This is a genomic window from Pseudomonas parakoreensis, from assembly GCF_021602155.1.
Taxonomy (GTDB): Bacteria; Pseudomonadota; Gammaproteobacteria; order Pseudomonadales; family Pseudomonadaceae; genus Aquipseudomonas; species Aquipseudomonas parakoreensis.
This window is the reverse complement of record NZ_BQHY01000020.1, coordinates 24,084-40,413: the sequence shown is the minus strand read 5'-3', so window position 1 is coordinate 40,413 and position 16,330 is coordinate 24,084. Positions and strand designations below refer to the sequence as shown.

At 60.2% G+C, this 16,330-nt stretch carries 13 protein-coding genes; 5 read left to right on the top strand and 8 right to left on the bottom strand.

Annotated features, from left to right (window positions below; translation table 11 throughout):
* Window positions 1–148 precede the first annotated feature (148 nt).
* Genes mfd through L6D63_RS24305 form a run of 3 tightly spaced genes read left to right on the top strand, consistent with a single transcriptional unit; the run spans window position 149 to window position 6,877 of the window.
* Complete coding sequence (mfd, locus tag L6D63_RS24315) at window positions 149–3,598, top strand: transcription-repair coupling factor (RefSeq protein ID WP_047295265.1); 3,450 nt, start codon at window positions 149–151, stop codon at window positions 3,596–3,598.
* A 10-nt stretch (window positions 3,599–3,608) separates the two neighbouring features.
* A complete protein-coding gene (locus L6D63_RS24310; RefSeq protein WP_047295268.1) occupies window positions 3,609–4,175 on the top strand; it encodes a CsiV family protein in 567 nt (188 codons plus the stop codon).
* 11 nt (window positions 4,176–4,186) lie between these two features.
* On the top strand, window positions 4,187–6,877 hold the full coding sequence (locus tag L6D63_RS24305; protein WP_047295270.1) for a DEAD/DEAH box helicase: 2,691 nt from the start codon (window positions 4,187–4,189) through the stop codon (window positions 6,875–6,877).
* A 140-nt stretch (window positions 6,878–7,017) separates the two neighbouring features.
* On the opposite strand, the gene L6D63_RS24300 is transcribed toward L6D63_RS24305, so the two are convergent.
* From L6D63_RS24300 to L6D63_RS24290, 3 genes are all read right to left on the bottom strand, one after another.
* Complete coding sequence (locus L6D63_RS24300) at window positions 7,018–7,755, bottom strand: S-methyl-5'-thioinosine phosphorylase (RefSeq protein WP_047295272.1); 738 nt, start codon at window positions 7,753–7,755, stop codon at window positions 7,018–7,020.
* Window positions 7,756–7,767: 12 nt separating this feature from the next.
* Window positions 7,768–8,766, bottom strand: coding sequence for a beta-N-acetylhexosaminidase (gene nagZ, locus L6D63_RS24295; protein WP_196302438.1), 999 nt, complete (start codon window positions 8,764–8,766; stop codon window positions 7,768–7,770).
* Window positions 8,767–8,936: 170 nt separating this feature from the next.
* Window positions 8,937–9,644, bottom strand: a complete 708-nt coding sequence (locus L6D63_RS24290; protein WP_047295276.1) for a TetR/AcrR family transcriptional regulator — start codon at window positions 9,642–9,644, stop codon at window positions 8,937–8,939.
* Window positions 9,645–9,873: 229 nt separating this feature from the next.
* Between L6D63_RS24290 and lexA the strand changes: the two genes are divergently transcribed.
* Both lexA and sulA read left to right on the top strand, forming a co-directional pair.
* A complete protein-coding gene (lexA, locus tag L6D63_RS24285) occupies window positions 9,874–10,482 on the top strand; it encodes a transcriptional repressor LexA (RefSeq protein ID WP_003226590.1) in 609 nt (202 codons plus the stop codon).
* 10 nt (window positions 10,483–10,492) lie between these two features.
* Window positions 10,493–10,966: an SOS-induced cell division inhibitor SulA gene (gene sulA, locus L6D63_RS24280; protein WP_131671821.1), complete on the top strand. Its 474-nt coding sequence runs from the start codon at window positions 10,493–10,495 to the stop codon at window positions 10,964–10,966.
* A gap of 94 nt (window positions 10,967–11,060) precedes the next feature.
* On the opposite strand, the gene L6D63_RS24275 is transcribed toward sulA, so the two are convergent.
* From L6D63_RS24275 to fadA, 5 genes are all read right to left on the bottom strand, one after another.
* A complete protein-coding gene (locus L6D63_RS24275; protein ID WP_003226592.1) occupies window positions 11,061–11,294 on the bottom strand; it encodes a hypothetical protein in 234 nt (77 codons plus the stop codon).
* A gap of 106 nt (window positions 11,295–11,400) precedes the next feature.
* A complete protein-coding gene (locus L6D63_RS24270) occupies window positions 11,401–11,925 on the bottom strand; it encodes a DUF6586 family protein (protein ID WP_041068998.1) in 525 nt (174 codons plus the stop codon).
* A gap of 144 nt (window positions 11,926–12,069) precedes the next feature.
* Complete coding sequence (topA, locus tag L6D63_RS24265) at window positions 12,070–14,700, bottom strand: type I DNA topoisomerase (protein ID WP_131671822.1); 2,631 nt, start codon at window positions 14,698–14,700, stop codon at window positions 12,070–12,072.
* A 114-nt stretch (window positions 14,701–14,814) separates the two neighbouring features.
* Window positions 14,815–15,051, bottom strand: coding sequence for a DUF1653 domain-containing protein (locus tag L6D63_RS24260; protein WP_041069004.1), 237 nt, complete (start codon window positions 15,049–15,051; stop codon window positions 14,815–14,817).
* 99 nt (window positions 15,052–15,150) lie between these two features.
* Window positions 15,151–16,326, bottom strand: a complete 1,176-nt coding sequence (gene fadA / locus L6D63_RS24255) for an acetyl-CoA C-acyltransferase FadA (RefSeq protein ID WP_007910465.1) — start codon at window positions 16,324–16,326, stop codon at window positions 15,151–15,153.
* Window positions 16,327–16,330: the final 4 nt, after the last annotated feature.

Genomic DNA, 16,330 nt, shown 5'->3' with positions numbered 1-16,330 from the left:
TACATAACCGTAAAAAAAGTGCTCGTTTTTATGGTTACCACTACATTTCGCGCAAACCGCGCAGATAGACGCAGTCTGCAACTGACAGCCGGCACCTGACGCCGCTACAATTACCGACTTTGTCGCAACGCCTGGAGCTCAACCTTCCGTGCCTGTTCTGCGTCTACCGCTTCTCCCTGCCGCGGCAGGTAAACAGCATTGGGGCAACTTGCCCGGTGCCGCCCTCAGCCTCGCGATTGCCGAGGCTGCCAGCGCAGCCAAGCGCTTCACCCTGCTACTGACCGCCGACAGCCAGAGTGCCGAACGGCTGGAACAGGAGCTGAGTTTCTTCGCCCCGGATTTGCCCGTGCTGCATTTCCCCGACTGGGAAACCCTGCCGTACGATCTGTTCTCGCCGCACCAGGACATCATTTCCCAGCGCATCGCCAGCCTGTACAGGCTGCCGGAACTGGCGCACGGCGTGCTGGTGGTGCCGATCACTACCGCCCTGCATCGCCTGGCGCCGACCAAATTTCTGCTCGGCAGCAGCCTGGTGCTGGATGTCGGGCAGAAGCTCGATGTCGAACAGATGCGCTCGCGCCTGGAAGCCAGCGGCTATCGCTACGTCGATACGGTTTACGAGCACGGCGAGTTCACCGTACGCGGCGCGTTGATCGACCTGTTCCCGATGGGCAGCAAACTGCCCTATCGCATCGACCTGTTCGACGACGAAATCGAAACCCTGCGCACCTTCGACCCGGAAAACCAGCGCTCCATCGACAAGGTCGAATCGGTCAAGCTGCTGCCAGCGCGAGAGTTTCCGCTGCAGAAAGATGCGGTCACCCGCTTCAAGGCGCGATTCCGCGAGCGCTTCGATGTCGACTTCCGGCGCTGCCCGATCTTCCAGGACCTGAGCAGCGGCATCACGCCCGCCGGTATCGAGTACTACCTGCCGCTGTTCTTCGATGAGACTTCGACGCTGTTCGATTACCTGCCGCAGGACACGCAAGTGTTCTCGCTGCCGGGCATCGAGCAAGCAGCGGAAAACTTCTGGAACGACGTGCGCAATCGCTACGAAGAGCGCCGCGTCGATCCATCACGTCCTTTATTGCCGCCCGCCGAACTGTTCCTGCCGGTGGAGGACTGCTTCGCCCGTCTCAAGAGCTGGCCACGGGTAGTGGCCAGTCAGCAGGACGTCGAAGCCGGTGCCGGTCGCGAGCGCTTCCCGGCGCAAGCGCTGCCGAACCTGGCGATCGAAGCCAAGGCGACGCAACCGCTGGCGGCGCTCTCGGCATTCCTCGACGAATTCCCCGGACGCGTGCTGTTCACCGCCGAATCCGCGGGCCGTCGTGAAGTCCTGCTGGAGTTGCTGGAGCGTCTGAAGCTGCGGCCGAAAACCGTCGACAGCTGGCCGGACTTCGTTGCGAGCAAGGACCGTCTGGCGATCACCATTGCCCCGCTCGACGAGGGCTTGATGCTCGATGACCCGGCGCTGGCGCTGGTGGCCGAGAGTCCGCTGTTCGGTCAGCGGGTGATGCAGCGTCGTCGCCGGGAAAAACGTGCCGACGCCAACAACGATGCCGTGATCAAGAACCTCACCGAGCTGCGCGAAGGCGCGCCGGTGGTGCACATCGATCACGGGGTCGGGCGTTATCTGGGCCTGACGATTCTGGAAATCGACAATCAGGCGGCGGAATTCCTCACCCTGGAATACGCCGAGAACGCCAAGCTCTACGTGCCGGTGGCCAACCTGCATCTGATCGCGCGTTACACCGGCAGCGATGACTCACTGGCGCCGCTGCACCGCCTCGGCTCCGAGACCTGGCAGAAAGCCAAGCGCAAAGCCGCCGAACAGGTGCGCGATGTCGCTGCTGAATTGCTCGACATCTATGCCCGCCGCGCCGCGCGCGAAGGCTACGCGTTTGCCGACCCGAAAGCCGATTACGCGACGTTCAGCGCCGGCTTCCCGTTCGAAGAAACCCCGGATCAGCAAGCGACCATCGAAGCCGTGCGCGAAGACATGCTCGCGCCGAAGCCGATGGATCGCCTGGTCTGCGGCGACGTCGGTTTCGGCAAGACCGAAGTGGCGATGCGCGCAGCGTTCATCGCCGTGCACGGCGGGCGTCAGGTGGCGATTCTGGTGCCGACCACCCTGCTCGCCCAGCAACACTACAACAGCTTCCGCGACCGCTTCGCCGACTGGCCGGTGACCGTAGAAGTGATGAGTCGCTTCAAATCGGCCAAGGAAGTCAACGCGGCGATTGCCGATCTGGCGGAAGGCAAGATCGACATCGTCATCGGTACGCACAAGCTGCTGTCCGACGATGTGAAGATCAAAAACCTCGGACTGGTGATCATCGACGAAGAACACCGTTTCGGTGTCCGGCAGAAAGAACAACTCAAGGCCCTGCGCAGCGAAGTCGACATTCTGACGCTGACCGCCACGCCGATTCCGCGCACGCTGAACATGGCGGTGTCGGGTATGCGCGATCTGTCGATCATCGCCACGCCGCCGGCGCGACGCCTGTCGGTGCGCACGTTCGTCATGGAGCAGAACAAGAGCACGGTCAAAGAGGCCCTGCTGCGTGAACTGCTGCGCGGTGGGCAGGTTTACTACTTGCACAACGACGTGAAGACCATCGAGAAGTGCGCTGCCGATCTCGCCGAACTGGTGCCGGAAGCGCGGATCGGCATCGGCCATGGGCAGATGCGCGAACGCGAACTCGAACAGGTGATGAGCGACTTCTATCACAAGCGCTTCAACGTGCTGATCGCCTCGACCATCATCGAGACCGGCATCGACGTGCCGAGCGCCAACACCATCATCATCGAGCGCGCCGACAAGTTCGGCCTGGCGCAATTGCACCAGTTGCGCGGACGTGTGGGTCGCAGTCACCACCAGGCTTACGCCTACCTGCTGACGCCGCCGCGCCAGCAAATCACCTCGGACGCGGAAAAGCGTCTGGAAGCGATTGCCAACACTCAGGATCTGGGCGCCGGTTTCGTGCTGGCGACCAACGACCTGGAAATCCGTGGCGCCGGCGAATTGCTCGGCGACGGCCAGAGCGGGCAGATTCAGGCCGTGGGCTTCACGCTCTACATGGAAATGCTCGAACGCGCGGTGAAGTCGATCCGCAAGGGCGAGCAACCGAACCTTGATCAACCGCTCGGCGGTGGCCCGGAAGTCAACCTGCGGGTGCCGGCGCTGATACCGGAAGACTATCTGCCGGATGTTCATGCCCGCCTGATCCTGTACAAGCGCATCGCTTCGGCCACCGACGAGGAAGGCCTGAAGGATCTGCAAGTGGAGATGATCGACCGCTTCGGTCTGCTGCCGGAGCCGACCAAGAATCTGGTGCGCATCACCGCGCTGAAGTTGCAGGCCGAACAACTGGGCATCAAGAAAGTCGACGGTGGCCCGCAGGGTGGCCGCATCGAGTTCGCCGCGCAGACGCCGGTCGACCCGATGACCTTGATCAAACTGATCCAGACTCAGCCAAAACGCTACAAATTCGAAGGCGCCACAATGTTCAAGTTCCAAGTGCCGATGGAACGCCCGGAAGAGCGCTTTAATACTGTAGAGGCGCTGTTCGAGCGCCTCCTCCCGAAAACTGTTTGAAGGACGCCGCATGCGCCTGTTTCGCTCACTGACTTTGCTACTCAGCTTCGTAGCACCGATGGCGTTTGCCGATGACACCTACATGGTCGAAATGATTCTGGTGCGGCAGAACGCCGTACCGGCGATTGTCAGCCGCGCGGCCCCGGAAGACTGGGCAGCCGGCGCTCAACGCCTCGACGATGCCAGCCAGCGCACACCTGCCTTGAATGAGGTGGCCAACAAACTCAGCGCCACCGGCGAGTACAGCGTGCTGCTGCACAAGGCCTGGCAGCAAACCCTCGGCGAAGCGCCGACCAAGGTGGCCGTCAGCGACGGCAAGGAACAGTTCGGCCAGTTCCCGATCGAAGGCACCCTGGAAATGAAACTCGGGCGCTTCACCGACGTGAACGCCGACTTCTGGGTCAACCAGATCGACGCCAACGGCATGGTCACTGCCAGCGAACGCCTGAAGCAGGACAGCCACACTAAAAACGGCCAGCTCAACTATCTCGACAACGGCCACCTGGCGCTGCTGATCAAGATCACTTCCCTGACGGCGCCCGCCCCTCGGCAAGCTCCTGAAGCGATTCCGGACTGATCGAAGTCCTTATGTCCCCGCCCCTGAGTAAACCGTTGGCACCCTCCTGGGTCAGCCGATTCAAGGAACAGAGCCTGGAGCGTGGCCGCCGCTACGCCCTGGAGAATCGGGTACGCATCGCGCAGGTTGGCGATGCGACCATCACCGCCAGTTGCGAAGGCTCTGGCGGTAACGTCTACCGTCAGACCATTCACTTGCGCGAGTCAGCCAAAGGCACCCTGCTGCTGGTTGACGCCAGCTGTACCTGCCCGGTGCGCAACAACTGCAAGCACTGCGCTGCGGTACTTCTGCAAGTGCAGGAAACCCTCGAATACCCGGCCGCCGCAAAAGACGCCGAACTGCTGGAAAAACTCCAGGCCGTATTGGAGAACCGCAGCCCCAAGGCGCCGCCGCAAGTGCTGGTGGACAACGTGCAACCGCTGCCGCGCCTGTGGCTGGCCAGCGTCGAGTTCAGCGCGTTCGAGCCACGCAACGGCAAGATGCAGCGCTACATCCAACATCGCGCGGCGCTGTCGTTCAGCTATCTGGATGAATACGTCAGCGGACAGAAAAACAGCGACATCCTGATCCGCCAGGAAACCCAGACGCTGCGGATAAAACGCCATCCTGAAGTGGAACAGTCCTACCGCGAACAGTTAAGAATCCTCGGCTTTCGCATCGCCACCCGCCAGAGCAAGGCGCTGCCGGAAAGCGCCGGCGAGCTGTACGAGATGGTCAACGACAGCGCCTGGCTGACGTTCACCCTCAACGAACTGCCGAAACTGCGTACCCAAGGCTGGGAATTGCAGATCGACGAGGAATTCGGTTTCGATCTGACCGCCGTCGACGACTGGTACGCGACTGTCGAACAGGCGCCGGAACGCGACTGGTTCGATCTGGAGCTGGGGATTATCGTCAATGGCGAACGCCTGAGCCTGCTGCCGATCCTGCTCAACCTGATGCGCTCGCACACGGAAATCCTCAACCCGGAACGCCTGGCACGGCGACGCGATGACGAACTGATTCTGGTCAATATTCCGCAACGCAACAGTGAGCACGGGCCACTGCAGGTGGCCCTGCCCCTTGGCCGACTGAAACCGGTGCTGGCGACACTGGGCGAGTTTTACTTGCAGGAGCCGGGCGAAACCACCCTGCGCCTGAGCAAAGCCGACGCGACGCGGCTCAATTCGCTGGAAGGCCTTCCCCTGCTGTGGGAAGGCGGCGAGCAGATTCGCAGCTTCGCCCAACGCCTGCGCGACATTCGCGACTTCAGCGCCAAAGCGCCGAAGGGCTTGAACGCGACGTTGCGGCCTTATCAGCTCGAAGGCTTGAGCTGGATGCAGTCCCTGCGTCAGCTAGAGGTTGGCGGGATCCTGGCGGACGACATGGGCCTGGGCAAAACCCTACAGACTCTGGCGCATATTCTTAGCGAGAAAAATGCCGGGCGCCTGGATCGGCCGTGCATGGTGGTGATGCCCACCAGCCTGATCCCGAACTGGCTCGACGAAGCTGCGCACTTCACGCCGCAACTGAAAGTGGTCGCGCTGTACGGTGCCGCCCGCAAAAAACACTTCGAGCATCTGGCCGATTTCGACCTGATCCTCACCACTTACGCGCTGCTGCCCAAGGACGTCGAGCGCCTGGCGCAACAGCCGCTGCACGTTCTGGTGCTGGACGAAGCCCAATACATCAAGAACCCCAACAGCAAAGCCGCACAGGCTGCCCGCGAACTCAACGCGCGCCAACGGCTGTGCCTGAGCGGCACACCGCTGGAAAACCACCTCGGTGAGTTGTGGTCGCTGTTTCATTTCCTGCTGCCGGGCTGGCTGGGCGACGTCAAAAGTTTCAATGCCGACTACCGCGTACCGATCGAAAAACGCGCCAGCGAAGTCAGATTGCAGCACCTCAATGGGCGGATAAAACCGTTTCTGCTGCGCCGCACCAAGGAACAGGTGGCTACCGAGCTGCCACCCAAGACCGAGATCATCCACTGGGTCGATCTCAACGAAGCCCAGCGCGACGTGTACGAAACCATGCGCCTGGCGATGGACAAGAAGGTTCGTGACGAGATCACTCGCAAGGGTGTGGCGCGTAGCCAGATCATCATTCTCGAAGCCCTGCTCAAGCTGCGTCAGGTTTGCTGCGACTTGCGTCTGGTCAACGACGCCACCCTGCCCGCTCGCGGCAGCAGTTCCGGCAAGCTCGACAGCCTGATGGAAATGCTCGAGGAGTTGTTTGAGGAAGGTCGGCGAATTCTGCTGTTCTCGCAGTTCACGTCGATGCTGTCACTGATCGAAGACGAACTGAAAAAACGCAACGTGGCCTATGCCCTGCTGACGGGACAGACCCGCGATCGGCGCACGCCGGTGAAGGAATTCCAGAGCGGTAAGCGTCAGATCTTTCTGATCAGCCTGAAGGCCGGTGGCGTTGGTTTGAACCTGACCGAAGCGGACACGGTGATTCATTACGACCCGTGGTGGAACCCGGCAACCGAGAATCAGGCGACTGACCGCGCGTACCGGATCGGCCAGGAAAAGCCGGTGTTCGTTTACAAGATGATTGCCCGGGGCACGGTGGAAGAGAAGATTCAGCACCTGCAGAAGGAAAAGTCCGACCTGGCAGCTGGCGTGCTGGATGGGCGCAAGGCCGGAGACTGGAAACTACAGAGCGATGACATCGAAGCGCTGTTTGCGCCGTTGCCGGATAAGCTCGACAAGCGTTGAGCCCCTCCCTGCCAATTAGAGAGCTGTCGCTGGCAAGCCAGCTCCCACAAGGTTATGAGTCGAACACAACACTGTGATTCAACTCGATACCTGTGGCAGCTGGCTTGCCAGCGATGAGGCCAAATCGGTTTCGGTCAGACTCAGCCCTTGAGCACCCGCGCCAACGCCGATTTCACTTTGCCCATCCCGTCATGCAGCGCCTGCTCGATCTCGGCCATGGTGATCACTTCGGTGGTCTTGCCCGCCGCCGGATTCACCACCAGCGCCAGGCAGGCGTAATCCAGCTCCAGTTCACGGGCCAGCGCGGCTTCCGGCATGCCGGTCATGCCAACGATGTCGCAGCCATCGCGCTCCAGTCGCACGATCTCCGCCACGGTTTCCAGACGCGGGCCCTGAGTGCAGGCATACACGCCCTGATCGCTGTATTCGCAACCTTCGGCAGCCACCGCCGCAATCAATTGCTGACGCAGCGACTCGCTGTAAGGAAAGCTGAAATCGATGTGGGTGACGTGCTCCAGATCGTCGGCGAAAAACGTGTGTTCGCGACCGCTGGTGTAGTCGACGATCTGATGCGGCACACAGAAATGGCCGGTGCCCATGGCCGGGTGAATCCCGCCCACCGCGTTGACCGCGATGATCGCCTCCGCGCCAGCCTGCTTCAGCGCCCACAGGTTGGCGCGGTAGTTGACCTTGTGTGGCGGAAAGCGATGCGGATGGCCGTGACGGGCGAGGAACAGCACTTCCTTGCCAGCGTATTCACCGATCTGCACGTCGGCTGATGGCGCGCCATAAGGCGTGTCTACCGCCAGCGATTGGCGAATGGTCAAGCCTTCGAGTTGAGTCAGGCCAGTGCCACCAATGATTGCGTAAACCGTCATAGCAAATAATCCTTAATCGATCAGTTGAGCGTCTTTGAGCGCACCGATTGCAGTGAGCCAGCGCGGGTCCTGACGGTAGTCGGTGCTGGCGAACGCCTGGCCGCGCATCCGCGCAATGCGCGTGGACGGCTTGACCTTCATCCGTTGCGCGGCACTGAGCGCAAGTTCCGCAGCAGCGCGGTCGTTGCACACCAGCCCCATATCACAGCCGGCAGTCAGTGCGGCTTCGATACGGCTGGCGGCATCGCCAACCACGTGAGCGCCGGCCATTGAAAGGTCGTCGCTGAAGATCACCCCGTCGAACTGCAACTCGCCGCGCAGGATCTCCTGCAACCAGCGACGGGAGAAGCCGGCAGGTTGCGAATCGACTTGCGGATAGATGACGTGGGCGGGCATGACCGCCGCGAGCTGCTTACTCAACCTGGCGAACGGTACAAGGTCATTGGCGCGGATGTCGTCAAGGCTGCGCTCGTCGTTCGGGATCGCGACGTGGGAGTCGGCTTCGGCCCAACCGTGACCGGGGAAATGCTTGCCGGTAGCGGCCATCCCTGCGCTATTCATACCGCGGATGAAGGCACCGGCGAGTAATGCGGCGCGCTCGGGATCACCTTCGAACGAACGGGTGCCAACCACGGCGCTGCGCTGGTAATCCAGGTCCAGTACCGGGGCGAAACTCAGATCAAGGCCGACCGCCAGCACTTCAGTGGCCATGATCCAGCCGCATTGCTCAGCGAGGTACTCGGCATTCGGGTTGTCAGCAATGGCGCGCATCGCCGGCAAGCGCACGAAGCCCTGACGCAGGCGCTGGACGCGACCGCCCTCCTGGTCCACCGCCAGCAGCAGATCCGGGCGAATGGCGCGGATCGCGGCGCTCAGCTCACGCACCTGCCGTGGATGCTCGATGTTACGGGCAAAAATGATCAGGCCACCCACTTCGGGCTGACGCAACAATTGGCGATCTTCGGCCGTCAGCCAGGTACCGGCGACGTCCACCATCAACGAGCCTTGCAGGCCAGCAGTCATAGAAATTCCTTGAAAACGAAAAACCCGACCCGCAGGAAATCGCTACCGTGAGCAATGCTCGGCAGGTCGGCAATTTCTTGGGATTTCGGATTCAGAACGAGAGTCGGCATGGGCGGCTAGCTTAGCGGATGTAAACTGCCGCGCCCACCCGTGTGCGGTTAAACCTTGGCGGCCACCGGAGTCGACTTGCTGCGCGGACGCAATTGCGCTGTTGCCATCGCCGGATCGGTGACACCGGTTTCGGCACGCATGCCAGCGGCGAGGAACGGCACCATTAGGCGCATCACCTGTTCGATCGACGTGTTGACGCCGAAATCGGTCTCGGCAATCGCGCGCAGGGCCTTGATGCCCGACATGCTGAACGCTGCAGCGCCGAGCATGAAGTGCACGCGCCAGAACAGTTCGATTGGCGGAATGCGCGGAGCTGCTTCGTTGACCAGCAGCATGTAGCGGCGGAACACCTTGCCGTACATGTCTTCCAGATAACGACGCAGGTGACCCTGGCTCTGGCTGAACGCCAACCCGAGCAAACGCATGAAAATTGACAGGTCGTTACCGCTGCGTGGCTGGACCACCAACGCCTGTTCAACGAGGATCTCCAGCAACTCTTCAAGTGTCGGTTTGTTTTCCGGCTTGGCCTGACGCCGTTCCAACTCTTTATCAAGACTGACGCAGAACGGCCCGAGGAAGCGCGAAAAAACCGCCTGGATCAGGGCTTTCTTGGAGCCGAAATGATAGTTCACCGCCGCCAGGTTTACCCCGGCCTTGCTGGTGATCAAACGCAATGAGGTTTCGGCGAAACCTTTCTCCGCGAACAACTGCTCGGCAGCATCAAGAATGCGTTCAACGGTTTCCGACTGGGCCATGGCTACTCCGCCTGACAAACACTTGTTTGAAACATACGTTTCAGCCTGTGCCTTGTCAAGCCTGCCAGTTCGTTTTGGGAATGGTCGGTCAGCTATTTAACCACACTCGTCCGCTCCTTTAATAAGCACGGCAGCCGACCGTCCGGCGGGCCGCAAAAAAACGGGCATTGCCAAGACTGCTTCACTGTATATAATCCCAGTCACTGTATAAAAAGACAGAGCGATCAATATGCTAAAGCTGACGCCACGCCAAGCCGAGATTCTGGCCTTTATCAAACGCTGCCTCGAAGACAACGGCTACCCGCCAACCCGCGCGGAAATCGCTCAGGAGCTGGGTTTCAAGTCGCCAAACGCGGCTGAAGAGCATCTCAAGGCCCTGGCCCGCAAAGGTGCCATCGAGATGACGCCTGGCGCTTCTCGGGGCATCCGCATCCCGGGCTTCGAAGCCAAGGCCGATGACTCCACCCTGCCAATCATTGGCCGGGTCGCCGCCGGTGCTCCGATCCTCGCCCAGCAGCACATCGAAGAGTCCTGCAACATCAACCCGGCCTTCTTCCATCCCCGAGCCGACTACCTGTTGCGCGTACACGGGATGAGCATGAAGGACATCGGCATTTTCGACGGTGACCTGCTGGCGGTTCACACTACTCGCGAAGCACGCAATGGCCAGGTCGTGGTTGCACGGATCGGCGATGAAGTGACGGTCAAGCGCTTCAAGCGCGAAGGCAGCAAAGTCTGGCTGATTGCCGAAAACCCTGAGTTCGCCCCTATCGAAGTCGACCTGAAAGATCAGGAACTGGTGATCGAAGGCTTGAGTGTCGGCGTCATCCGCCGCTAAAGGAGGCTTTATGCAGTTCCCACACACACCTCAGCAAACACAACTGCCTTTATTCGAAGCGTTTCTGGCACAACCGATGGCGCCGATCCTGAAAGATGTCGTCGAGCGCCCATGGATTGCCGAACCGGAAGTATTCAGTGAGCTGTCACTGCGCGGTGCGGCCGGGAACTGCCTGAACCTGCTTGCCCCGATCCTTCGCGAACTGAGCGAGGATCAGGACGCGCGCTGGCTGACACTGATCGCCCCACCCGCCAGCCTGACCCAGACCTGGCTGCGAGAGGTCGGCCTGAACCGTGAACGCATTCTGCTGCTGCAACCACGTGGCGCGCAAAGCGCTCAGCAACTGGCGTGTGAAGCGCTGCGTCTGGGCCGTAGCCACACAGTGGTGACATGGCTCAACCCACTGAACACAAGTTCCCGGCAACAGCTGATCGGCGCTGCCCGCACGGGCGACGCTCAGAGCCTGAACATTCGACTGGGTTGATTCACTGGTAACGCGCGCTGTGTGAAGCGCATGGCTTCTCCAGGGACAGAGAAGCCGATCTGATGCGATAGCGGCAATCGCCGACAGGCGGGGCTCAGTGAAGAACCCGCGGCCCCTCTTCCTTATCAAACTCGCCTTCGACCATACGACCGGCCATCTGTACGCCGACGCTTAACATCGCCTTGGCGATTTCCACGTGCTGGCCTTGCAGGAACGCTTTGGCATCCTCGGAGAAATCCAGCGTCACCAGAGAACCCTCGTCCTCAGCCCTGCGCAGTTCGATTCGGCCGTCTGGTAACTCGACAATTTCTAGAAAGGACGTTGGCATATAGGTCTGTTCTCCACGAAAGGCAGGGATTATATAGACATCATTCGGGCTTCGCTCGGGATCTTGACCAGCAGCATGTTTCAGATTGCCACCGTACCAATGCCCATCAGCATTCGTTCAGACCTTCGCGAAAGCGGATCGCCAGACCTTTGAGATTCTGCCGCCAGCTCTCCAGCTCTTCGCGACTCAACTCCTGCGGCGCCTCTTCCTCATCAAGATTAATGGCCTGAATCAATGGCTGCGTCACATCGCCCTTGGGCTTCTGTGGCACCCGTGGCGGCTGGAACAACGCCGAATGCGCCGCCAGCAGTTTCGCCAGCCAGGTTTCAGGGTTACCGGCCAGTTCCACCATCTCGGCCAGCTCAGGGATGGCAATCGATTCCAGGACGTCACGAGTCAACAACACTTCTGCTCGCGACGCATTAGCCTGAGGCAGACGATAGAAACCGGCGATCTCATGGCACAGTCCCAAAAGCGCGCCGTAGAGGTGAAATAACGCCGATTCACGCCCAGCCTGGATCAGCGCCAGCGAATTCATCGCTCGCCCCTCTTCGGCACGAGCCAGAGCTTCCAGCGACAGGCCGGCGAAATAGATTTTCTGATTGGTGCGGGTATAGAGTTCGTGCGCCATGCCGGCAGTCTCCACAGCGAAATAATTGCGTCACACAGACCCGACAGTGTCATGGATCAACGGATCCGACCGCAAGCACAAAACAAAAAGGCCGCATGAAAACCCGAGGGTTATCATGCGGCCTTTTTTGTATCAGGCTAACGCTTACTCAGCCTTGGCTTTCGTGCGCTTGTCTTCAACAGTCCATTTACCACCATCGTAGTACGCCTTCCAGCCGGTAGGCTTGCCGTCTACTTCGGTCTGCACGTATTGCTCCTTGGTCTTTCGGCTGTAGCGGATGACCGCTGGCAGACCATCAGGATCCTTCTGTGGCGCTTCGCACAAGAAGTGGTACTTCGGATCGATCTCGTCCTTGTGCGGCAGAATCTCGATCACCAGCGGAGCACGGGTCTCGCGGTTTTTCGGGAACTGACTGGCTGCCAGGAACAGACCGGAAGCACCGTCGCGCAGGATGTAGGTGTCGTTGACCTTTTCGCATTTCAGCTCAGGCATTTTCACCGGATCCATCTTCGGCGGCGCCGCATCACCGCTCTTCAGCAGCTTGCGGGTGTTCTTGCAAGTTGGGTTGGTGCAACCGAAGAACTTGCCGAAACGACCGGTCTTGAGCTGCATCTCGCTGCCGCACTTGTCGCACTCCAGGCTCGGACCTTCATAGCCCTTGATGCGATAGTTGCCCTCTTCGATTTCGTAGCCCGCGCAATCCGGATTGTTACCGCAGATGTGCAGTTTGCGCTTCTCATCAAGCAGGTAGGCGTCCATCGCCGTGCTGCAAATCGGGCAGCGATGCTTGCCACGCAGAACCAACGACTCCGACTCGCCCTCGTCGTCCGCGGCAATCTCGTCGCCTGGCACCAGGTTGACGGTGGCCTTGCAGCGCTCCTTCGGCGGCAGGCTGTAACCCGAGCAGCCAAGGAACACACCGGTCGATGCGGTACGGATCTGCATCGGACGACCGCATGTGGTGCACGGAATGTCGGTCATCACGGGCTGGTTGGCACGCATGCCATTGTCCGGGTTCTCCGCCACTTCAAGCTTCTTCTTGAAGTCGCCGTAGAACTCGTCCAGCACGTTTTTCCAGTCGCGCTCGCCCTGAGCCACGTCATCGAGGTTCTCTTCCATGCCGGCAGTGAAGCCGTAGTCCATGAGATTCGAGAAACTCTCCGACAGACGCTCGGTGACGATGTCGCCCATCTTTTCCGAGTAGAAACGACGATTGTGCAGGGTCACGTAGCCGCGATCCTGAATGGTCGAAATGATGGCTGCATAGGTCGAGGGACGACCGATACCGCGTTTTTCCATTTCTTTCACGAGGCTCGCTTCGGAGTAACGCGCTGGCGGCTTGGTGAAGTGCTGCGACGGATCAAGCTTGATCAGCTTCATCACATCGCCCTGCGCCATGTCGGGCAGAACGTCGTCATCGCCAGGTTTGGTGATCTGCGGCAGGACGCGGGTGTAACCGTCGAACTTGAGGATGCGGCCCTTGGCGCGCAGCTCAAAGTCACCAGCAGCGACGCTGACAGTGGTCGACAGGTACTGCGCCGGCAGCATCTGGCAAGCAAGGAACTGGCGCCAGATCAGCTCGTAAAGGCGCTCAGCGTCACGCTCCATGCCTGCAAGCTTGCTTGGCGTGGTGTTGGCGTCGGAAGGACGAATCGCTTCGTGAGCCTCTTGTGCGCCTTCTTTGCTGCTGTAGACATTCGGCGCTTCCGGCAGGTACTTCTTGCCGAACTCATCTTCGATGTAGGTGCGCGCCATCGCCACGGCATCGGCCGAAAGATTGGTCGAGTCGGTACGCATATAAGTGATGTAGCCGGCTTCGTACAGACGCTGGGCCATCATCATGGTTTTCTTCACGCCGAAGCCCAGACGATTGCTCGCGGCTTGCTGCAGGGTGGACGTGATGAACGGCGCCGACGGCTTGCTGCTGGTCGACTTGTCTTCGCGCTTGACGATGCTGTAGCTGGAGGACTTGAGTTTCTCCAGCGCGGCCGTGGCCTGGGCTTCGTTCAGCGGCTTGAAGGCCTCGCCCTTCTCGCGCGCCACTTCGAAACGTACAGTCGAGCCCTTGGCGGTGCCAAGATCGGCGTGCACTTCCCAGTACTCTTCCGGGTTGAACGCACGGATTTCACGCTCACGCTCGACCACCAGCTTCACGGCAACCGATTGCACGCGACCGGCCGACAGGCCACGGGCGATCTTGGCCCACAGCAGTGGCGAGACCATGTAACCCACAACGCGGTCGAGGAAACGACGCGCCTGCTGGGCGTTCACACGATCGATGTCCAGTTCGCCCGGCTCGGAGAACGCTTCCTGAATCGCTTTCTTGGTGATTTCGTTGAAGACCACGCGCTTGTAGCGGCTGTCGTCACCACCGATGGCTTCGCGCAGGTGCCAGGCAATGGCTTCCCCCTCGCGATCCAAGTCGGTTGCGAGATAGATGGTGTCAGCATCCTTGGCGAGCCGGCGCAGCTCTTCGATGACCTTCTCTTTACCCGGAAGGATCTCGTACTGGGCTTTCCAGCCATGTTCCGGGTCGACACCCATGCGCGAAACCAGTTGCTTGCGCGCCTTCTCTTTCGGCGTGAGCACCGGCCCTTCGCCCGCGGCGGCCTTACCGCGCTTGGCGGCCGGCTCTTTGCTGGCGCTAGCCGAACCGCTGGTGGGCAGGTCTCGGATATGGCCGATACTCGACTTCACCACGTATTGGTTGCCCAGATACTTGTTGATGGTCTTGGCCTTAGCCGGGGATTCCACAATGACCAGCGATTTGCCCATGGATCAGAAAATTCCTGAATTCTAGAAGTGAAAGGCGGTTGGCGCCTGACGCGGCACCGCTATATATAGTGGCTACAAGGTGAGGTCAAGCACAGGGTTCTGTGCGCACTCGCCTCATGGCTTGGAAAAAAGGCTCGGTTCGGCTTGCACCAAAGCAAAGCGTGGCACCTGCTCGCCGTCAACCTCGACCGACTCGACGAACATGCTCAAAGGGCGTACCCAGAAGCCGTAATCGCCATACAGGGCTTGGTAAAAGACCACTTCTTCCTCGGTCTCGGAATGCCGCGCCACACTGAATACGCGGTACTGCGGACCTTTGTAATGTTGGTAGAGCCCAGGTTGTATCGGCATGCTTCGGCCCTCACTCAAATTTTTTCAAAATAAATACAAAAATAAATCCACAAAAACAAAAACCGGGGCACTTGGCCCCGGCTTCCATCGACGAGACGCTTAAACGCGTTCGAAGACGGTGGAGATGCCTTGGCCGAGACCAATGCACATAGTGGCCACCCCGAAGGTGCCGCTATTCTGCTTCATCACGTTCAGCAAAGTGCCGGAAATACGGGCACCGGAGCAACCGAACGGGTGACCCAGGGCGATCGCGCCGCCGTGCAGGTTAACCTTCTCGTTCATCTTGTCGAGCACTTTCAGATCTTTCAACACCGGCAGGGCCTGTGCAGCAAAAGCTTCGTTGAGCTCGAAGAAGTCGATATCGTTGATGCCGAGGCCCGCACGCTTCAGGGCTTTTTGTGTAGCCGGCACTGGACCATAGCCCATGATCGCCGGATCCACACCCGCCACCGCCATCGAACGGATCACGGCCATCGGCTGGATCCCCAGGTCCTGCGCACGCTGCGCCGACATCACGATCATGCACGAAGCACCATCGGTGATCTGCGACGAAGTACCGGCAGTCACGGTGCCACCCTTCGGATTGAAGGCAGGCTTGAGGGCCGCCAGACTTTCCAGAGTGGTTTCCGGACGAATGGTTTCGTCGTAGTCGAACAGCTTCAGGAAGCCGTTTTCGTCGTAGCCCTGCATCGGGATGATTTCGTCTTTGAACTTGCCTTCCACCGTCGCCTTATGGGCGAGCTGGTGGGAGCGCACGCCAAAGGCGTCCTGCTGCTCACGGGTGATGCCGTGCATCTTGCCAAGCATTTCCGCGGTCAGCCCCATCATGCCCGAGGCTTTCGCCGCGTACAGCGACATGTGCGGGTTCGGATCGACACCGTGCATCATGCTCACGTGACCCATATGCTCGACGCCGCCAACCACGAATACGTCACCGTTACCGGTCATGATCGCTTGCGCAGCGGTGTGCAGGGCGCTCATCGACGAGCCGCACAGACGGCTGACGGTCTGGCCGGCCGAGGTGTGCGGGATCTGGGTCATCAGCGACGCCATGCGCGCGATGTTCCAGCCCTGCTCCAGGGTCTGGTTCACACAGCCCCAGATCACGTCCTCGACTTCAGCAGGATCGACCTTGGCGTTGCGTTCCAGCAGTTTGCTGATCAGGTGCGCCGACATGTCTTCGGCACGGGTGTTGCGGTGCATGCCGCCCTTGGAGCGGCCCATCGGAGTACGACCGAAGTCGACAATCACGACGTCTCTAGGATTCAAGCTCATAAGT

Bases quoted from the DNA above. Each gene is read 5' to 3' on its own strand.
- L6D63_RS24310 (WP_047295268.1), top strand. From the start codon at position 3,609: ATGCGCCTGTTTCGCTCACTGACTTTGCTACTCAGCTTCGTAGCACCG.
- L6D63_RS24305 (WP_047295270.1), top strand. From the start codon at position 4,187: ATGTCCCCGCCCCTGAGTAAACCGTTGGCACCCTCCTGGGTCAGCCGA.
- L6D63_RS24300 (WP_047295272.1), bottom strand. From the start codon at position 7,755: ATGACGGTTTACGCAATCATTGGTGGCACTGGCCTGACTCAACTCGAA.
- L6D63_RS24290 (WP_047295276.1), bottom strand. From the start codon at position 9,644: ATGGCCCAGTCGGAAACCGTTGAACGCATTCTTGATGCTGCCGAGCAG.
- lexA (WP_003226590.1), top strand. From the start codon at position 9,874: ATGCTAAAGCTGACGCCACGCCAAGCCGAGATTCTGGCCTTTATCAAA.
- sulA (WP_131671821.1), top strand. From the start codon at position 10,493: ATGCAGTTCCCACACACACCTCAGCAAACACAACTGCCTTTATTCGAA.
- L6D63_RS24275 (WP_003226592.1), bottom strand. From the start codon at position 11,294: ATGCCAACGTCCTTTCTAGAAATTGTCGAGTTACCAGACGGCCGAATC.
- L6D63_RS24270 (WP_041068998.1), bottom strand. From the start codon at position 11,925: ATGGCGCACGAACTCTATACCCGCACCAATCAGAAAATCTATTTCGCC.
- topA (WP_131671822.1), bottom strand. From the start codon at position 14,700: ATGGGCAAATCGCTGGTCATTGTGGAATCCCCGGCTAAGGCCAAGACC.
- L6D63_RS24260 (WP_041069004.1), bottom strand. From the start codon at position 15,051: ATGCCGATACAACCTGGGCTCTACCAACATTACAAAGGTCCGCAGTAC.
- fadA (WP_007910465.1), bottom strand. From the start codon at position 16,326: ATGAGCTTGAATCCTAGAGACGTCGTGATTGTCGACTTCGGTCGTACT.